The organism is Marinobacter sp. M-5 (assembly GCF_032911545.1).
In the GTDB taxonomy this organism is placed as follows: Bacteria; Pseudomonadota; Gammaproteobacteria; order Pseudomonadales; family Oleiphilaceae; genus Marinobacter; species Marinobacter goseongensis.
In genome coordinates this window covers 685,068-703,654 of sequence record NZ_JAWJEK010000001.1, presented here as the reverse complement: position 1 = coordinate 703,654, position 18,587 = coordinate 685,068, and the positions used below count along the sequence as shown (strand labels likewise).

Genomic DNA, 18,587 nt, shown 5'->3' with positions numbered 1-18,587 from the left:
TCCGGCGAGGCCACAGTTAACGTTTACGCCGGGAATGGCGCTCAGTTCACACAAGGATTCAACCAACGCCGTAATGTAATGCGCGACGTTTTCAGTTAAAACATCCGGTACTGCACAACAATAACGAACAGGCTTCTTCTATGACGGATAACACACAAGCGGAATCGGAAACCTTCGATTTCATCATTGTGGGTGCCGGAACCGCGGGTTGTCTGCTGGCCAATCGCCTCAGCGCCAACCCGGAGAACCGGGTGCTGCTGGTCGAAGCCGGTGGCCGGGACAACTACCACTGGATCCATATTCCCGTTGGCTACCTGTACTGCATCGACAACCCACGCACCGACTGGCGCTTCCGTACCGAGCCGGCAGCGGGATTGAATGGCCGCTCGCTGATCTATCCCCGCGGCAAGACCCTCGGGGGCTGCTCCAGCATCAACGGCATGCTCTACATCCGCGGCCAGCAACGAGACTACGACCACTGGGCCGAGGTGACTGGTGACGACGCCTGGCGTTGGGAGCACTGCCTGCCGGATTTCAGGCGTCATGAAGATCACTACCGTCTGGACGACGGCGGTGATGCAGACGGCCACCATGGACAGTTCCATGGCCACGGTGGTGAGTGGCGGGTGGAGCATCAACGCCTGCACTGGCAGGTGCTGGAGGATTTCGCCGAGGCTGCGGTGCAGGCCGGCGTGCCGCGGACCCGGGATTTCAACCGGGGCGATAACGAGGGCGTGGACTACTTCGAGGTCAATCAGCGGGCCGGCTGGCGCTGGAATACTTCGAAAGCGTTTTTACGACCGGCCGCCAAACGCCGCAACCTGACCGTTCGTCATTCCACTCAGGTGCTGGGACTTGAAATGGACACCCACAACGGTGACGCACCCCGCTGCAGCGGCGTGCGACTGTCGGCACCGAATGCCGCAGAGATACGGGTACGAGCGACCCGCGAGGTGATTCTGTCCGCAGGCGCCATCGGTTCACCCCAGTTGCTGCAGTTGTCCGGGCTTGGCCCAGCCGAATTGCTGGGCCAGCACGGGATTCCGGTCGTGGCGGATCTGCCCGGGGTGGGCGAAAACCTGCAGGATCACCTGCAAATCCGCTCGGTGTACAAGGTGCACGGTGCCAACACCCTCAACACCATGGCCAGCTCGCTGCTTGGTAAGGCCAGGATCGGTCTCGAGTATCTGCTCAAACGCTCCGGCCCCATGAGCATGGCACCCTCCCAGCTCTGCATCTTCACCCGCAGCTCCCCGGAGTTTGATTTCGCCAACATTCAATACCATGTGCAGCCCCTCAGCCTGGATGCCTTTGGTCAGCCCCTGCATGGCTTCGCCGCCATCACCGCCAGCGTGTGCAATCTGAATCCCGCCAGCCGCGGCACGGTGCGCATCCGCAGCGCTGACCCCCGCGCGGCACCGGCCATCGCTCCCAACTATCTAAGTACTGAAGAGGACCGTAAAGTGGCGGCCGACTCCTTGCGGGTCACCCGTCGGATCGCCCGGCAAGCGGCTTTCGCGCGCTACCGGCCCGAAGAATACAAACCCGGCGTTCAGTTCCAGACCGATGACGAACTGGCCCGCCTGGCCGGTGACATCGGCACCACCATCTTCCATCCTGTGGGCACGACCCGTATGGGGCGTGCGGACGACCCGATGGCCGTGGTGGACTCTCACCTCCGTGTCAGGGGTGTTCATGGCCTGCGGGTGGTCGATGCCGGTATCATGCCCACCATCACCAGTGGCAACACCAACTCGCCCACGCTGATGATCGCGGAAAAAGCCGCAGCGTGGATTCTGGCGAATAAATGATCAGGAGAGGGACACATGGACAATGGGGAAACCGCCACAGGCAGCTCGGATCTCGAATCAAGACAGCGAGCGACCCTTGCCCGTCTGGACAGGTTTTCCCGCATCACCGACACGGCATTCCGTATCCCTTTCACCGGCATCCGTCTGGGGCTGGACCCGATCATCGGTCTGGTGCCGGTGATCGGCGACATCATCGGGCTGGTGCTGTCGCTGTATGTGCTACTGGAAGCCCAACGGGCCGGAGCCAGCAAACGGATCAAAGCGCACATGGTGAAAAACATGCTGATCGAGACGTTTGGTGGCATGGTGCCGGTGGTGGGTGACGCCTTCGACATCGTCTACAAGGCCAACACCCGCAACACCCGTATCCTGCGGGAATACCTGGAGAAGGAACTGCAGACCCCGCCCGCGCCGAGCTTTCCCTGGAAGCAACTGGTTTTCCTTATCGTTCTGCTGGCCATCACCACCGGACTGATCATACCGCTGCTGTCAGGCTGATCCGGCACTGGTTATCACCGACCGGCCGATGACCCGGAGTGAGCGGGGCCGCCAGCACGGCGAGGGTGGCTTCCCGCTCGAGGCACAAACGCACACCGCGGTTCCCGATCATTGCGTTCAGGTCCTTTTTGTCGCTGTCCGGGTCACTACCAGTGCAACGCCGGCAATCGATATGGCGCCGCCGGTCATCGCCAGCACGCCCAGACGCTCATCAAACAGCCAGAATGCCTCCAGCGCGGTGACCGGCGGCACCAGGTAGAACAGACTCGCCACCTGGGACGCGGCGCCCTGGCGAATCAACCACATCAGCAACAGAATAGCGCCAATGGATACCCCGAGAATCAGCCACGCCATGGACAATTGCAACTGCAGTGACCAGGTCACTTCCCGGGTTTCCAGGGTGAAGGCACCGAGGGCAAAGAACGCCGCCGCGGCGCTGTACTGAATCAGGGTGCCAGCGACCAGGTCGGCCTGGGTGCCGTGGCGCTTCTGGTAAACCGTGCCGAGCGAGATACCGGTGAGCGAGAAGCCCGCCCATACCAGCGTCCAGAGCGGAAAGCCGGCACTGCCGACCCGGTCGCCGGCGAACTTCTCCAGCAACACCAGAGTCACCCCGATCAGCCCCAGCCCCAGCCCTAGCCACTGCCGACCCGATACGCCCTCCTTGAGAATCACCACAGCGGCCGCCGCGGTCACCAGCGGCTGTAGCCCGACAATCAACGACACAATGCCCGATGGCATGCCACCCTGAATGGCATAGTAAACGCCGCCCAGGTAACAGCCGTGCACCAGCAACCCGGTCACCGCCAGATGCCCGGCACTGCGCCAACCCGGCCAGCGCGTTTTCATCACCCAGGCCAGCCCCGCCAGCAGCGCGAGCGTCAACAGCATGCGGATCAGCAGCAATGTGAAAGGCTCGGCATAGGGCAGCCCGTACTTGGCACCGATAAAACCGGTACTCCACAGCCACACAAACAGAGCCGGAACAAGATAGGTAAAGAACAGGGATCGCATGGAACTCACCGGAATGAACAACGTTCAGGATCTATCTACTGTAGTTGTCAGCAGGCAATCATTACAGATACAGAATGCCACCTTTAGAACCAACACAGGTTGGCCACCAGCTGTGCTGGGACCCGGGGTGGCAAACGGCTATCATCTGCGCCATGAAACTCTCACGCATCCTCAGCAACCAGAACGGTGTCAGTCGCCAGCGCGCCAACGCGCTGATTGCCGCTGGCCGCGCCACCATCGATGACCGGGTATGCAGTGACGCCGCACGGGACGTGAACCGGTTCGAAACAGTCAGGGTGGATGGCCGGGTAATCCAGCCCGGGCAATCCGCCCTTTATCTGATGCTGCACAAACCCGCAGGCTACCTCAGCGCCACCCGGGACGATCTCCACCCCACCGTGCTGGCACTGGTGCCCCCGGAGCTCCACACTGACCTGCACATCGCCGGGCGCCTGGACCGCGCCTCGACCGGTCTGCTGATTCTGACCAACGACGGCAACTGGTCGCGCCGCCTGACCGAGCCCCGCGTCAAGCTGCCCAAGGTATATCGGGTGACGACCGCCCATCCGATTACAGCGGACACATCCCGCTGTTTTGCCGAGGGCATCTGGTTCGACTACGAGCAGCTTCGCACCTCCCCGGCCAGCCTGGAGATTCTGGGTGGCAACGAAGCCCGGGTCACCATCTACGAGGGCCGTTACCACCAGATCAAGCGCATGTTCCACGCCATCGGTAACCGCGTCACCGCCTTGCACCGGGAGCAGATGGGCGACATTCGCCTGGATCCGGCGCTGGCTCCGGGTGACTACCGGTCTCTACTCCGTGAAGAGACACTTTGCGTTCCGGAATAACCCACCACGTCCGCATGTCGACCGCGAACACCGTAACTTATGAAAGCGTAATAGTGCGCCAATAAACAGTATATATCTTTCAGAAACAGAGCGTTAAAAACGGCAGAAAGGTCTGACCCATGGCCGGCCGAGTGTCGCCGTTTGTGCAAAACAGAAAGCTGTGCCACGTTGATAAGCGAAGCCATTAAAGGAGGAAAGGATATGCTCTATTGGGCTGTCGTGTGTCTTGTGATCGCAATCATTGCGGGCGTGCTGGGCTTTGGCGGCATTGCCGGCACAGCAGCAGGCATTGCGAAAATTCTGTTTTTCATCTTTCTGATCCTGCTGGTGATTTCTCTGGTGGCCAACGCCATGCGGGGCAAGGGCCCGAAAATATAGCCACCGCTTCAGCAGGTCCGCAGGCTGCCAACTGCTCACGCCACAACCGACGAGCAGTTGGCAGTGTCCCTAGCTCACTGTATTAATCGCGACCCATTTTCTGCTTCAGCAAGCGGTCCATCTGGCGGAACGCTGGCTGAGTCAGCCGCGTGACCGGACCGGGCAAAGCCGCCAGCGCCAGACTGCCCACGGTGCCAAGCGGACTGCCAACACGGGCCGGTTTCTTCCGGACCGCCTTCACGATCCACCCCGCGGCTTTTTCCACATCCATCATCGGCATGTGGCGATAGATGCTGGTTCTCGACGACATCGGTGTGCGCACCATCGGAAAATACACCACCGTCACATCAATGCCCCTGTCACCCAGTTCCGCCAGCAGCGACCGGGAAAAAGACTCCAGTGCAGCCTTGCTGGCAAGGTAGGCGGAGAACAGCGGAATCGGCACCTGGGAGGACAGGGTGGATATGTTCACCACCTGCCCACTGCCCTGCTCCAGCATCCGTGGCAGCAGCTTCAGGGTCAGGCCGACCGCGGCAATGTAATTGATGTTGATGGTACGTTGGTAATCGTGGAGACGATCCAGTGCACCGGTGATAGGCCGGCGAATCGAGTGCGCCGCATTGTTCACCAGCACATCGACCTGCGGATGATCGTCAAGAATGCGCAGGGCGCACTGATCCAGCGATGCCTCGTCGGTCAGATCGGCCGGGTAAATCCAGGCCTGCCCACCCGTTTCCACGATGGCCCGTTGCACCTCGGCAAGTTCCTCTTCCCGACGCGCCACCAGGCACACCTTTGCCCCCAGACCGGCCAACTGCCTGGCCGCCACCGCACCGATACCGCTGGATGACCCGGTAATCACCACGGTTTTTCCCGCTAGCCTCATGTTCCCTGCCCTGTCGTTGTTGTTGATTTTGCAGAGTAGAGCCGCTCCCGCGGGATTACAATGACCGGAACCGCCATCACATTTGCGGATAAGTACACGAACCGTTACGTTTCATACGCGACACAAGGACGTATACTTGCCGTTGATAAGAAAGACTTCGTTCAGGGCAGATGTGAGTGCGCAATGACCAGCAGTAAACGAATCCCGGGCTCACTGATTGTAGCGGCGTGGCTGACGCTGATAAGCGCCCCGACGCTGGGCGACACTGTGAAACGCGTGGTTCACCCCGACGGGTCGGTGGAATACACCAACGTCAACAGCAACGCGGGCAGCCCCCGCGCCTCCAGCAAAAACGAAGTGGTCTATCGCTACCGCGACAGCAACGGCGTGGTGGCCTACAGCAGCAGCCGGCCGGCCGATGCCAACTTTGATGTGATCCGCTTTCACTGCTACGCCTGCGATCCCGAATCACGGGTCGACTGGCGCACCACCCCCCTTTTCCTGAAGCCCTACCGGGATGAAATCGAGACGGCGGCCCGCCAGTTTGACCTCGACCCCGCCCTGGTCCGGGCCGTCATTCATGCCGAATCTGCGTTCAATGCCGCAGCGGTTTCGCCCAAGGGCGCGCAGGGACTGATGCAACTGATGCCCGGCACGGCGAGGGAGCTGGCAGTGACGAATGCGATGAACGCGGCTGAAAATATTCGTGGCGGCGCCGATTACCTGGCCCGGATGCTCAAGCGTTTCAATGGGGATACCCGGCTGGCTACCGCGGCCTATAACGCCGGTCCGGGTGCGGTCGGGCGCCACGGGGGCATACCGCCCTACGCCGAAACCAAGGCCTACGTTGAACGGGTGGGCATACTGCACGAACGCTACGCCGCGAACTAGAGCGCAGCGCCGCTCGGGAAAGGATTGCGGGGCGCTTTGCCCCGATCCCTGGGGCACAGGTTCCCGCCGGTCAGACTTTACTCCGACGCCGCAATCAGACTGGCGTTACCGCCGGCCGCTGTGGTGTCGACGCACAGGTGGCGCTCGATCACAAAGCGCTGGTCAAGGGTGTGCTCAGTGATCAACGGCAGCAGGGCACCGTCCCGCTTCGCCAGTGCCTGGCGATATTCCCGCAACAGCGACGCTTCCGCACAGCTGACAACCGCAGTGAATCCCCGCGCCTGCTCCAGCGCCAAGGGCTCCAGCAAGCCATTCACACCCGCTATGGGCAGGCCGGCTTTCGCAGCCCGGGCGACGGTGTCTTCCACATCCGGCGCGATCACCACCACCTGGTTGCCCTGGGACAACGCCGTGGCTGCCTGTTCCAGTGCCGTTTGCTGGTCTGGCCCCAGGCACACCACAACACCACGGGCGTGATTGCTCAATCGGTTCAATTCACCGGTCGGTCCCGGCAGTTCCTCGGCATGGGCGTCCAGCGGTGCAGGCACCTGGCCGAAAATCGGCGTCAGAGCTTCGATCCGAGCCTCCGGTTTCAGGGGCTTCACGTCCTTGACGCTGCCGATCAGGCTTTCCAGCTTCTTGATATCGATGGCTTTGGCACCCGACCCGGCCGCGCGTTCAACCGCACTGCCCTTGAGGAAGCGACGCACATACTGCGGCCCACCCGCCTTCGGACCGGTACCAGACAGCCCTTCACCGCCGAACGGCTGAGAACCCACAATGGCACCGATCTGGTTACGATTGACGTAGGTATTGCCCACCTTGATGCGGCTGGAAATGCGCTCGACACGGCGGTCAACGCGGCTGTGGATACCGAACGTCAGGCCATAGCCCTTTGCGTTGATGGCATCCACCACCTTGTCGATGTTTTTGGCTTCGAACGTCGCCACGTGGAGAACGGGGCCAAAGATTTCCTCTTCCAGTTCTTCTATGCCGCTCACGCTGAGCACCGCCGGCGAGACAAACAGCCCCTTCTCCGGCACGTTCAGTTTCTTCAGCAAACGGCCCTTGCGCTCGAACTGGTCGCAATGGTCAACAATCTTCTTGCGGGCATTCTCATCGATCACTGGCCCCACATCGGTGGACAGCCGCCAGGGATCGCCGATGCCCAGTTCTTCCATGGCGCCGTACAGCATCTCCAGCAGGTTCTCGGCGATGTCCTTCTGGACATACAGCATACGCAGGGCCGAACAGCGCTGGCCGGCGCTCTGGAACGAAGACGCCAGCACATCCCGCACCACCTGCTCCGGCAGCGCGGTGGAGTCCACAATCATGGCGTTCAGACCGCCGGTTTCCGCCACCAGCGGCGCGTCCGGCGTCATGTTGTCGGCCATAACCTTGTCGATACGCTGGGCCGTTGCGGTGGACCCGGTGAAGCACACGCCGGCCACCCGTGAATCGGATGTCATCGCTGCACCCACGGTTGCGCCGGTACCCGGCACCAGCTGGATGGCATCGGTGGGGATACCGGCCTGGTGCATCAGTTCCACCGCGCGCACGGCAATCAGGGATGTCTGCTCCGCAGGCTTGGCCACCACGGTATTGCCGGCTGCCAGGTTCGCCAGGATCTGCCCGGAGAAGATCGCCAGCGGGAAGTTCCAGGGCGAGATACAACAGATCACGCCCCGCGCCTCGCCGCTGTCTTTGTAACGCACCGCCTCGTTGGCGTAGAACTCGGCAAAATCCACCGCTTCGCGAATCTCGGCAATGGCATCAAGCAGGGATTTACCCGCCTCGCGGGTGGCCAGCGCGAACAATTCATGGGCGTGTTCCTCGAAGAGCAGACCCACCTTGCGCACGCAGGCGGCGCGCTCTTCCGCCGGGGTCGCAGACCAGCTGCGGAAACCGGCAACCGCAGCACCGATCGCAGTGCTCACGTCGGCATCGTTCGCCTGGGTAACATGACCGACCAGATCCTCCGGATTGGCCGGATTACGCACCACCTGCACCTCCGTGCCGGCGACGTCACCCGACATCACCGGGCCACCCTTCCAACGGTAATCCCGGAATGCGTTACGACCGTCATCAATCTCTTTCACCGTCACCGGATCGGTAATGTCCCAACCCTTGGAATTGCGGCGCTGCTCCCCGAACAGCTTGAACGGGTGCACAATCGCCTTGCTGGAGATCTTGCTGCCCATTTCCTCCACACTGTCGATGGGGTCCTTGGCAATGTCCTCCGGCGTGATGCGGGTGTCCACAATCTGGTTAACGAACGAGCTGTTGGCCCCGTTCTCCAGCAGACGACGCACCAGGTAGGCCAGCAGATCCTTGTGCGGGCCGACCGGGGCATAAATACGACAAGGCACACCACTCACTTTCAGCACTTCGTCGTGCAGGGACTCACCCATGCCATGCAGACGCTGAAACTCATAGTTTTTCACGCCGCGAGCTTTTGCAAGCTCAAGGATCGACGACACTGAGTGGGCGTTGTGGGTCGCAAATTGCGGGTAAATCCGGTCTGCCATGTTCAGCAGCTTGGTGGCACAGGAGACAAACGACACGTCGCTGCAGGCCTTGCGGGTGAACACCGGGAAGCCATCCAGCCCCATCACCTGGGCACGTTTGATTTCCGCATCCCAATAGGCGCCTTTGACCAGGCGCACCATGAACCGGCGATTGTGCTTCTCCGCCAGACCGTAGAGCCAGTCCAGTGCGAACGAGGCGCGCTTGCCATAGGCCTGTACCACCACGCCAAATCCGTCCCAACCCTCCAGCTCGGGATCGGCCACCAGGGCCTCTATTACATCCAGCGACAGATCAAGACGATCCTGTTCTTCGGCGTCGATATTAAACCCCATGTTGGCGGCGGCAGCCTTTCTCACCAGCTCGCGGGCACGGGGCAGCAGCTCGTTCATCACCCGCTCTTTACTGCCGTACTCGTAGCGCGCCAGCAGCGCGGACAGTTTGACGGAAATCCCCGGATTCTTGCGAACGTCGCCCTCACAGCTCTTGGCAATGCTGTCGATGGCGTTGGAGTAGGATTCGTAATAGCGCTTGGCGTCGTCGTCGGTGCGAGCGGCCTCCCCCAACATGTCGTAGGAGTAGGTGTAGCCCTTGGCCATGTACTCTTTGGCTTCGTCCTGGGCTTCCCCGATGTCGCGACCAAGCACGAACTGACGCCCCATTTCCTTCATCGCCTGACCCGCCACTGTGCGCACCACCGGCTCACCGAAGCGTTTAAGCAGTTTCCGCAGGGTGTCGCCAATGGTATTGCGCTCGGAGTCCTTCAACAGGTTACTGGTCATCAGCAGCGCAACGGTAGCGGTGTTGATCAGCGGCGAGGACGCCTTGCCTACGTGGGCACCCCAGGCGCCGGAGGTAATCTTGTCTTCGATCAGCTCGTGGATGGTGGTGTTGTCAGGCACTCGCAGCAACGCTTCGGCCAGACACATCAGCGCAACGCCCTCTTTGGTGGTGAGGCCGTATTCCGCCAGGAACTTTTCCATGATGGTGGATCTGGCGTTCTTGCGGACGCTGCGCACCAGGTCGGCGGCGCGGGCAGAAATGGCCTCACGCTCGGCCTGGGACAACTGAGCGCCAGCAATCATCTCCTGAATGACGGTGTACTCGTCAGCGAGATAATACTCACGAATCGACTGCCGGCTATCAACGAGCTCCGGCGTCACGGATTGCTGCGGTCTCATAGTTGTACCCTCTTGGTTGTTTGTCTCTCCGGCATTCTACCGAGATCAACAAAGACAATTTGCCTGTAAAATCCAGACTAGCATGCCATTGCGTCTTTTTTCGCCGGGGAAAAAACTAAACTAATTCTCATGTACCGGTAATATTCAGACGCTTTACCTGCCTCCTCTTTCAACCTGCCTGCAGGGCCAGCTCCCTCAGCACTCCGTGCGCTACCGAGAACACGGCGCAATCCACATCGTTGGCGGACTGCATATCATTGAGCATCTTCTCCCACCGGCCGAGCACCACCTGCTTGTCGTCAAACCACGCCGCCAGACACTGTTCCGCCGAATCGTTGTCCGACTCCCGCCGTGACAACACACCGGATGTCAGGTTCCGCAACTGATGATCCAGCTCATCGCGGTAGTGAAGGGTTGCCAGTACCTGCCAGTGTCCCTGGGCGCGAAACCCCCGCATCTGTCTGTCCAGCCAGATCAGATTCAGGCTCTCCCCCAACCTGAAATACACCCAGGCCACGGTTTCCAGTGCTTCGCCCGCGTGTCGGCTGATCTCGATCATGTCCATCAACCAGTAACGGCTTTCTGCCGAGGCGCACCAGGCCGCCAGGCCTTCCGGTACATTGTTCCTCACATACTCATCATAGCGTTCCTGCCACCGACTTGCAGGGATCACCGAGGCAAGTCGCTCCCCGGATACCAGGACGTCCGCGAGAGGCTCGCGGTACTGATCCACACAGGACACCGGGTCCAGTCCCTGCCGGTGGTTTTGCAGCAACCAGATGGTGCTGCGTGTGACCAGCCGCACCGCGTCGGCAAGAAGCCCCGCCTGCATTTCGGCATGGATATCCTTATCAAGCGATTCTATAGCTATCCATTGGGCGTCTACGTCGTGTATCCGCAGGGAGATCAGGTAGGCCGCCACAATCTGGCCCGCCTCCACGCCCGTGGCGCTGCGAACCCGGTCGAACCAGGTGATGCCCATGCGATTCACCAGATCATTGGCAATCTGCGTTGCCGCGATCTCCGCTCGCAGCGGGTGCCCGTTCACCGCCTCCGGAAACGTGGCCAGCAATGACGCGGGAAAAGCCGAATGAAGGGCGGCATTGAATCGCGGATCGTGCACGATGGGGGATGCCACCAGGGCCTGTTTCAACTCGATCTTGGCGTAGGACACCAGCACCGCGAGCTCCGGACGCGTCAGCCCGGCGCCGAGTGCCCGCCGAGCCCGCAGCTCATCATCCGACGGCAGGCATTCCAGCGCCCGATCCAGCTTGCCCTCGGACTCCAGGCGGCGCATCAGCCGCTCATTCTGATCCGCCGCTACCACAGCGCTGGCCTGCGCCATGCTCAGGGCCAAGGCCTGGCGGTAGTTGTTGGCAATCACGAGAGTGGCCACCTCCGGGGTCATGGCCCGCAGCATGCGGTTACGCTGCATCAGCGGCATGCGCTGGCGATGCACCAGGTCATTCAACAGGATCTTGATGTTGACCTCATGGTCCGAGCAATCCACGCCCCCGGCATTGTCGATGAAGTCGCTGTTGGCCAGCCCGCCAAGCCGGGCAAATTCAATCCGGCCGCGCTGGGTCACGCCCAGGTTTCCGCCCTCCCCCAGCACCTTGCAGCGCAGCTGATCGGCATTCACTCGCACCGCGTCGTTGGCTTTATCGCCCACATCTTCATGGGATTCGGATGCCGCTTTTACATAGGTGCCAATGCCCCCGTTCCACAACATGTCGACGGGTGCTTTCAGCAGTGCACTGATCAACTCGGAGGGCGCCAGCGCCTGCGACCGGATACCCAGCAGTCGCCGCAGTTGCGGCGACACGGGAATGGACTTCAGGGTTCGTGGGAAGACACCGCCGCCTTCGCTGATCAGGCGGGTGTCGTAGTCGGCCCAGGTCGACCCCGGCTGGTTGAACAGGCGCTTGCGCTCAGCAAAAGCGACCGCAGCCTGCGGCGCCGGATCCACAAAGATGTGCTGATGGTTGAACGCAGCCACCAGCTGAATCCGGTCCGACAGCAGCATGCCGTTGCCAAACACATCGCCCGCCATGTCACCGATACCGACTACGGTGAATTCATCGCGCTGGGTATCGATACCCAGCTCCAGGAAATGGCGTTTGACCGACTCCCAGGCTCCGCGGGCGGTAATACCCATTTTCTTGTGGTCATAACCCTCGCTGCCGCCGGACGCAAAGGCATCCCCCAACCAGAAACCGTATTCGGCGGCCAGGGCGTTGGCGATATCGGAGAATGTCGCCGTGCCCTTGTCGGCCGCGACCACCAGGTAGGTGTCGTCGCCGTCGTAGCGGACCACATTCGCAGGGGGCACCACCACGCCATCATCAAGATTGTCGGTGATATCCAGCAAGCCACGGATAAAAGTCTGATAACAGGCCACACCCTCGGCCCGGAACTCCTCCCGTGAGGCATCCGACGGCGGCCGTTTGACCACAAAACCGCCCTTTGCGCCCACCGGCACGATGACCGAGTTCTTGACCTGCTGCGCCTTCACCAGGCCCAGGATCTCGGTGCGATAATCCTCGATGCGGTCCGACCAGCGCAAACCGCCGCGGGCCACCGGACCGGCCCGCAGGTGAACCCCTTCTACCCGCGGAGAATACACGAACACCTCGAATTTCGGGCGGGGTTTGGGTACGTCAGGGATCGACGTGGGGTCCAGCTTGAGTGACAGATAACCCAGAAACCCGCCGTCCTCGTGACGCTGAAAATAGTTGGTGCGGAGCGTGGCCCGAACAAGCACGAGGAACCGCCGCAGGATACGATCATCATCGAGACTCTCAACGGCCTCAAGCGCCTCCCGGATGTCGCTCTCAACCTGTTCGACCCGCGCCTCCCGGGCCGGTAAATCCGGGTCGAAGCGGGCCTGGAACAGAGACACCAGACGCGATGTGATGCCCGGATGACGAGCCAGAGTGTCGGCGATGAACGCCTGACTGAAACCGAAACGGATCTGCTTGTTGTATCGTGCATACGCCCTGAGCAGGGCAACCTCCCGCCAGCCAAGCCCGCACATCATGATCAGCTGATTGAAATCGTCGTTCTCGGCAAAACCGTTCCAGATTTCACGGAACGCGGCCTGCATCAGCGGCTGGACCGCGTTCAGATCGGTCCCGGCGCAGCGGGCGTGAACCTCCACGGTAAAATCACTGACACCGAACATCCCGCCGTCACGGCGACGAATCCGGTACGGATGCTCTCCGAGAACCCGCATGCCCAGGTTTTCGAGGATCGGAATCACATCCGACAGCACAACCGGGTGCCCCTCGCTATAAAGCTTGAAATGACAACCGGATTCGCCGGGATCCCGCGGCTGATAAAAGCGCATGGGCACGTCCGAGCTGACGGCGATGGACTGGACCTGCTGGATATCCGCTATGGCCTCGGCAACGGAAAAGCGGGCGCGGTAGGCAGAGGGAAAACCACCACTGAATACCCGGGCGTAGCTGCCACCGATGGATGCCCCGAAACAACGCACCAGCTCACCGTGCAGATCGTCGTCCCAGGAGCGGGATTCCTGGACCATGCGGGCAACAATCTCCCGCAGCTCCAGCGACTCATCGTTGTCAGGAGCCTGATCCTGGAGGACATCCGCAAGTTGTTCCAGCAGGGTTTGTTTTTGTAGTGTGCGGGCATCGGTCATCGAAACTCTCCGGTCTGGTGATCAGCCCAGTATAACCAAGGCCAGAAAGTCGCTTTGACCATAGTGTTTCGAATAAAAGGTTTTTTGATTATATTGAATGCAGGAATCAGCCGTTAATCCAGCCTGGAACCGGTAACATGGCCGAATTGGATAGAATCGATCAATCCATTATTCGTGAACTGCAGAAGAATTCGCGGATTACCGTCACCGAACTGGCGTCCCGGGTTGGCCTGTCGAAGACCCCCTGCCAGGTGCGGATGCGGCGTTTGGAGGATCAGGGGTATATCACGGGTTATACCGCGCTGGTGAACCAGACCAAGCTTGGCCTCAGTCACATCGCCTTTGCCCAGGTGACTCTGAACGACACCAGCAGCAGTGCCCTTGCGGCCTTCAACAAGGCGGTGAAACAGATTGCCGCTGTTGAGCAGTGCCATATGATTGCCGGCAATTTCGATTACCTGCTGAAGGTGCGGACCGGCAACATGGCGGAGTACCGGCAGGTGCTCGGTGAGGAGATTTCGGCCCTGCCACACGTGCTGCAAACCAGCACCTTCGTGGTCATGGAGAACGTCCGGGACGCTGGCCTCTGATTCCGTGCCAGCGTTCAGGGCTCAGCGGCTGGAGAGCTTCTTGCGGGTTTCCAGGCGCCCTTCCCGACGGATCTCGGCATTGTCATAACGGCGCTTCTGCTCGTCGGTTTCCGGGATCACTTGCGGCACATCCACCGGCTTGTCATGCTCATCGAGGGCCACAAAGGTGAAGAAGGCCGACAAAATGTGGCGCACGTCGCCGGTGTAGCTGTTTTCCGCTTCCACCCGCGCGCCGATTTCCATGGATGAGCCCCAGCTGCGATTCAGCGCCAGGCTGAACAACAGGGTGTCGTTGCCCTTGGCGGGCGCGCGGAAATGGATGGAGTCCACCGCCGCGGTGACGCAGACATGAGCCGAGTGGCGCTCTGCCACCACCAGCGCAAGCCGGTCACACTTGGCCATGATCATGCCACCGAACACCGTATCGTGAGCATTCATGTCATTGGGAAACACCTTGTAGACGTGTTTCTCGATGGCGGAGGCAGAGACGGGTCTGGAGGTTCGATCGGTCATGACAATCAGGCCCGACCCAGGAACCGACGCTCGTCCACGTTGATCTTGATGCGATCGCCGGTGGAAATATGCTCGGGCACCTGAATCACCAGCCCGGTGGCCATTTTCGCCGGTTTGGTGCGTGCCGTGGCCGAGCCGCCCTTGACCGACGGGTCGGTTTCCAGAATCTCGAGGTCCACGGTCGGCGGCAGGGCCAGCGCCACCGGTGCATCGCTGACCAGAACCGCCATCAGGCCCTGGGTCTCCTCGCTGATGAACAGCAGCTCCTCGGCAATGGCCTCACGGTTCAGGCTGTACTGGGTGAAGTCCTCGGTGTCCATGAACACGTATTCGTCACCGTCAGAATAAGAGAACGACACCGGCCGACGCACCAGGTCCGCCAGGCTGAGCATGTCCGAGTCCTTGAAGGTCTCATCCAGCTTGGCCCCCGTGACGACATCGTACAGGCGCATGCGGTACAGACTGCCACCGGCACGGCCCTGGGGCACCGAGCGTTCGATGTCCTTCACGAAATAGGCTCGGCCCTCATACTCGACCGCGGAGTTTTTCTTGATTTCACTGGCTTTCGGCATGTCTGAAGCTTCCAAACAAAAAATGGGACAATAGGTGTGCTGATATATCATGAAGCGGTGCGAGAATCGAGAGACACAGAGAGGACACCATGAAAACGTTACTGCTGAACGCCGACATGGGGGAAAGTTTCGGCCCCTGGGTGATGGGGCTGGATCATGACGTGATGCCGGAAGTCGACCTGGCGAACATTGCCTGTGGCTTTCACGCCTCCGACCCGGACGTGATGCGGCGCACCGTGCGCCTCGCCGCTGAACATTCCGTGGGCATCGGCGCCCACCCGGCCTACCCGGATCTGGTGGGCTTCGGCCGGCGCGCCATGGCCTGTTCACCGGCGGAAATCGAGAACCTGTTGCTCTATCAGGTGGGCGCGCTGGCCGCCATGTGCCGTGCCGAGGGCACCGAGGTGCGCTATGTGAAACCCCACGGTGCCCTCTACAACGACATGGCCCGCACGTCGGAGATCTTCGGTGCGGTGGCCCGGGCCATCAAGGCCTACGACCCGACCCTGCCGCTGATGACACTGGCCACCCGGAATACCCGCGAGATCCGCGCGCTGGCGCAGGAGCATGGCATCACACTGTGGTTTGAGGCCTTCGCCGACCGCGCCTACGACGGCGAGGGCCGGCTCGTATCCCGGGCCGAGGCCGGCGCTGTGCACCATGACCCCGACGTGATCCTTGAGCAGGCCCGGCGAATTGCCAGCGGGCTCCCCCTGACTGCCAGCGACGGCAGTGACCTGATTCTGCAGGCGGATACCCTGTGCGTGCACGGAGACAATAAAGAGTCGGTGGCTTCCGTGCGCGCCATCCGCCAGATGCTCACGACGTTGCAAGGACCGGCATGAAATCGTTACGCCTGCCGTGTCTTGAGCGGGCCGGCCTGGATGGCTGGATGGTGCGGCTGTTTGACCGCATCGAGGAAAACAACCTGCTGTGGCTGGCGGCCCTGGCCGGGGAATGCGAAACCGAATTCGGCGACACCCTCGTCGATCTGGTGCCCTCCTACACCACGCTGCTGGTGGTGTTTGACCCGTTCCGCCTCACGCCCTGTGACGCGAGACAGAAACTGATAGCCATTCTCGCCCGGCTCGAACCCGCGGATGCCGGAGCCACCAGCAAACAGCACTGCCTGCCCACCTGGTATGACCCGCGCAGCGGTCCTGATCTGCAGCGGGTGGCGGAACTCTCCGGGCTGTCGGTGAACGCCGTGATTGACGCGCACAGCGCCCGGGATTACCGCGTGTTCGCCCTGGGCTTCGCCCCCGGTTTCGCCTTCATGGGTTTGCTCGACACTGCGCTGATCTGCCCCCGCCTGGACACGCCCCGGCAACACGTGCCGGCGGGCAGCGTCGCTATTGCCGGCCAGCAGACCGCCGCCTACCCGGCGGCCACCCCTGGTGGCTGGAATCTGATCGGACGCACCCCCACCCGCTTGTTCGACCGCGATCGCGACGGCTTCAGCCTGCTTCAGGTAGGCGACCGGGTACGCTTCGTGCCGGTAGATCAAGCCACCTTCGAGGCCCGGGGCGGCGACACCAAAGCGGTCAGCCAGCCTGGCCCGGCGCAGGCCCGATGAGCGACAGTGGCCTGAACGGATTCCGTGTAGCCCGCACCGGTCCGCTAGCGCTGCTGCAGGACGCTGGCCGTTTTGGCGTGCGCCACCTTGGTGTCACCCAGGGTGGCCCGGCCGACCTGCACGCCTGGGCCTGGGCCAATCACCTGGCGGGCAATCCGTGGGGCGCGGCGGCGCTGGAAATAACCTTCGGTGGCCTGGTGCTTATCGCCGACCGGGACCTTACCATTGCGCTGACCGGCGCCGACCTGAGCATCACCTGCAATCGGCACCCGGCTGGGCGCTGGCAAACCCTGAACCTCAGGGCCGGTGATACGCTGGCCTTCGGCACACCCATCAACGGCTTGCGCGCTTACCTGGCGGTGGCGGGCGGATTCCGGGGTGATGCCGTGCTCGGCAGTGCCGCGTGCGTGGTACGAGAACAGATCGGAGGCTTTGACGGCCGGGGAACCCCGTTGCGTGAGGGGGACGGGCTGACCGTGTATGGCACGTTAGCCACACCCGCACAGCGAATGGCACCGCACTCGGAACAGCAGGATTACCGCCTCCCGGCCACGCTGGACCTGCTTCCGGGCGCGCAGATAGCGTCGTTCACTGGCAGGAGCCTGTTCGATGCGTTCAATGCCGAATGGCAGGTGGATCAGCGCGCAGATCGGATGGGGGTTCGCCTGACCGGCCCGCGACTGCAGTGCTCAGTCACCTCGCTGGTTTCCGAAGGCATTTCACTGGGTGCGGTGCAGGTGCCGCCGGACGGTCAGCCCATTGCGTTGCTGAACGACCGCCAGACCATTGGTGGCTACCCGCGTCTCGGCAACCTGACGCCTCTGGCCGCCAGCCGTCTGGCCCAGTGCATGCCGGGGCAGACGGTGCGTTTCAGAGCCGCCGGTATTGATCGCACGTTGCGGCAATACCGGCAGTTTCGGGAGGAGTTTTGCGGGCTCAGCCACGGAGGCCGAGATTCTCCGCATCTTTGACAATGCTGCGGTCGAGCAATGACAGGTAATCGGCTTTCGCTTTCACCTTGGTTTCCCGGTGAGCCCGCATGTTCAGGGTCTTGAAGTGGCTGGCCAGCTCGTTGGCGCGCTCGATCAGCTTGTCCTGAGCCACCACTTCGTCGAGGAAACCGGCCGCAATGGCGCCTTCCGGAGTGTAGATCTCCGCGTTCACCACGGACCGGTAGAAGTGCGCCGGCGCCAGTCGATGACGGGCAATCTCGATACCGGCGTGATGCATGGTCATGCCGATGGCAACCTCATTCAGGCCCAGCTTGAAGGGCCCCTCAATGCCAATGCGGTGATCCACGGAGAGCAGGATAAACGCGCCTTTCGCGATAGCGTGGCCGCTGCACGCGGCGATCACCGGCAGCGGGAACGCGGCCAGACGGCGGGTCAGCTTGGACCCAACGGTGACCAGTGCCGCCGCTTCGTTCGGACCTTTCTGCATTTCCTTCAGATCGTAACCGGCGGAAAACACGCCCGGCTGACCGGTGAGGATAACCACGGCCTTGTCCTGCTCGGCCTGATCCAGCGCGGCATTCAGCCCCTCGAACACCTCGTGGCTGAGCGCATTGGCTTTACCGTTGTTGATCACGATGGTCGCGATGCCGTCGTTCAGTTTGTAATCTACCAGGTCCGTCACG

At 61.6% G+C, this 18,587-nt stretch carries 17 protein-coding genes; 9 read left to right on the top strand and 8 right to left on the bottom strand.

Annotated elements, in window-relative coordinates; genetic code table 11:
• The first annotated feature begins 140 nt into the window (after positions 1-140).
• Positions 141-1,811 (top strand): GMC family oxidoreductase, encoded by a 1,671-nt coding sequence (locus R0125_RS03215; protein ID WP_317237121.1) that lies wholly within the window; start codon positions 141-143, stop codon positions 1,809-1,811.
• 15 nt (positions 1,812-1,826) lie between these two features.
• A complete protein-coding gene (locus tag R0125_RS03210; RefSeq protein WP_317237120.1) occupies positions 1,827-2,309 on the top strand; it encodes a DUF4112 domain-containing protein in 483 nt (160 codons plus the stop codon).
• On the opposite strand, the gene R0125_RS03205 is transcribed toward R0125_RS03210, so the two are convergent.
• Entirely contained in the window at positions 2,287-2,421 is a 135-nt protein-coding gene (locus R0125_RS03205; RefSeq protein ID WP_282448322.1) for a hypothetical protein, read from the bottom strand. The two genes, R0125_RS03210 and R0125_RS03205, sit on opposite strands and share 23 nt — an antisense overlap.
• A 5-nt stretch (positions 2,422-2,426) precedes the next feature.
• Positions 2,427-3,323 carry a DMT family transporter gene (locus R0125_RS03200; RefSeq protein ID WP_317237119.1) on the bottom strand — a complete coding sequence of 299 codons (897 nt, stop codon included), beginning with the start codon at positions 3,321-3,323 and terminating at the stop codon, positions 2,427-2,429.
• Positions 3,324-3,475: 152 nt separating this feature from the next.
• Here R0125_RS03200 and R0125_RS03195 point away from each other — a divergent pair, with 152 nt between their 5' ends.
• The gene (locus tag R0125_RS03195) at positions 3,476-4,174 is read left to right on the top strand and encodes a pseudouridine synthase (protein WP_317237117.1); all 699 of its coding nucleotides are present in this window, start codon (positions 3,476-3,478) and stop codon (positions 4,172-4,174) included.
• Between the two features lie 201 nt (positions 4,175-4,375).
• Positions 4,376-4,552 (top strand): DUF1328 domain-containing protein, encoded by a 177-nt coding sequence (locus R0125_RS03190; RefSeq protein WP_248182057.1) that lies wholly within the window; start codon positions 4,376-4,378, stop codon positions 4,550-4,552.
• An 82-nt stretch (positions 4,553-4,634) separates the two neighbouring features.
• Here R0125_RS03190 and R0125_RS03185 read toward each other — a convergent pair whose 3' ends face one another.
• Complete coding sequence (locus R0125_RS03185; protein ID WP_317237115.1) at positions 4,635-5,438, bottom strand: SDR family NAD(P)-dependent oxidoreductase; 804 nt, start codon at positions 5,436-5,438, stop codon at positions 4,635-4,637.
• A 183-nt stretch (positions 5,439-5,621) separates the two neighbouring features.
• Between R0125_RS03185 and R0125_RS03180 the strand changes: the two genes are divergently transcribed.
• A complete protein-coding gene (locus R0125_RS03180) occupies positions 5,622-6,329 on the top strand; it encodes a lytic transglycosylase domain-containing protein (RefSeq protein ID WP_248182059.1) in 708 nt (235 codons plus the stop codon).
• 77 nt (positions 6,330-6,406) lie between these two features.
• Here R0125_RS03180 and putA read toward each other — a convergent pair whose 3' ends face one another.
• On the bottom strand, positions 6,407-10,036 hold the full coding sequence (gene putA / locus R0125_RS03175) for a bifunctional proline dehydrogenase/L-glutamate gamma-semialdehyde dehydrogenase PutA (protein ID WP_317237114.1): 3,630 nt from the start codon (positions 10,034-10,036) through the stop codon (positions 6,407-6,409).
• Between the two features lie 169 nt (positions 10,037-10,205).
• On the bottom strand, positions 10,206-13,700 hold the full coding sequence (locus tag R0125_RS03170) for an NAD-glutamate dehydrogenase (protein WP_317237113.1): 3,495 nt from the start codon (positions 13,698-13,700) through the stop codon (positions 10,206-10,208).
• A gap of 137 nt (positions 13,701-13,837) precedes the next feature.
• Between R0125_RS03170 and R0125_RS03165 the strand changes: the two genes are divergently transcribed.
• Positions 13,838-14,290, top strand: coding sequence for an Lrp/AsnC ligand binding domain-containing protein (locus R0125_RS03165; protein WP_248182062.1), 453 nt, complete (start codon positions 13,838-13,840; stop codon positions 14,288-14,290).
• A gap of 21 nt (positions 14,291-14,311) precedes the next feature.
• On the opposite strand, the gene R0125_RS03160 is transcribed toward R0125_RS03165, so the two are convergent.
• Both R0125_RS03160 and yeiP read right to left on the bottom strand, forming a co-directional pair.
• Positions 14,312-14,803 (bottom strand): acyl-CoA thioesterase, encoded by a 492-nt coding sequence (locus tag R0125_RS03160; protein ID WP_317237112.1) that lies wholly within the window; start codon positions 14,801-14,803, stop codon positions 14,312-14,314.
• Positions 14,804-14,808: 5 nt separating this feature from the next.
• On the bottom strand, positions 14,809-15,375 hold the full coding sequence (yeiP, locus tag R0125_RS03155; RefSeq protein WP_248182064.1) for an elongation factor P-like protein YeiP: 567 nt from the start codon (positions 15,373-15,375) through the stop codon (positions 14,809-14,811).
• 89 nt (positions 15,376-15,464) lie between these two features.
• Here yeiP and R0125_RS03150 point away from each other — a divergent pair, with 89 nt between their 5' ends.
• The 3 genes from R0125_RS03150 to R0125_RS03140 are packed head-to-tail and all read left to right on the top strand — an operon-like array spanning position 15,465 to position 17,922.
• Positions 15,465-16,220: a 5-oxoprolinase subunit PxpA gene (locus R0125_RS03150; protein WP_317237110.1), complete on the top strand. Its 756-nt coding sequence runs from the start codon at positions 15,465-15,467 to the stop codon at positions 16,218-16,220.
• Positions 16,217-16,951: a 5-oxoprolinase subunit PxpB gene (pxpB, locus tag R0125_RS03145; protein ID WP_317237109.1), complete on the top strand. Its 735-nt coding sequence runs from the start codon at positions 16,217-16,219 to the stop codon at positions 16,949-16,951. Before R0125_RS03150 ends, pxpB begins: the two co-directional genes overlap by 4 nt.
• Positions 16,948-17,922 carry a biotin-dependent carboxyltransferase family protein gene (locus R0125_RS03140; RefSeq protein WP_317237108.1) on the top strand — a complete coding sequence of 325 codons (975 nt, stop codon included), beginning with the start codon at positions 16,948-16,950 and terminating at the stop codon, positions 17,920-17,922. Before pxpB ends, R0125_RS03140 begins: the two co-directional genes overlap by 4 nt.
• Here the strand turns inward: R0125_RS03140 and R0125_RS03135 are convergent.
• Entirely contained in the window at positions 17,888-18,586 is a 699-nt protein-coding gene (locus R0125_RS03135) for a crotonase/enoyl-CoA hydratase family protein (protein ID WP_248182068.1), read from the bottom strand. The genes R0125_RS03140 and R0125_RS03135 overlap by 35 nt on opposite strands.
• Between the last annotated feature and the right edge of the window lies 1 nt (position 18,587).